Genomic DNA, 452 nt, shown 5'->3' with positions numbered 1-452 from the left:
GAAACCCAGGCAAAGATTCCCAGGGTAAGCACAATTATGGTTGAAGTTCCTGCTGCCAGTCCATCGATTCCATCGGTGAGATTGGCTCCATTGGAAACAGCGGTTACAATGAAGATCACAATGGGAATAAAGATCAACCAGGCATATTTGGCGTATTCTGGGCTGATCCAGGTGATCAAACTGGCGTAATCAAACTCATTATTTTTAACAAACGGAATGGTCGTTTTTGTGGATTTTTCTTCCGCAGAGGTTGTAACAGGATTTGCAGCCGAAGAGATTAATTCTATCGTCTGCGTATTCCCTGGCAACTGTGGATTCTCATTAATGGTGATACCGGGATGAAAATAAATGGTTGCCCCCACAATGATCCCCAATCCAACCTGTCCTATCACTTTAAAAATTCCTTTTAGACCTTCCTTGTCTTTTCTGAAGGTTTTAATATAATCGTCCAA

Annotated in this window: 1 protein-coding gene; it reads right to left on the bottom strand. The window is 42.0% G+C overall.

Annotated elements, in window-relative coordinates; translation table 11 throughout:
- The coding region (locus HC175_RS18550) for an MraY family glycosyltransferase (protein WP_479685240.1) at positions 1-452 on the bottom strand (452 nt) is incomplete at both ends.

It is taken from the genome of Salinimicrobium oceani, from assembly GCF_012037645.1.
This window is presented reverse-complemented; position numbering and strand designations above follow the sequence as displayed.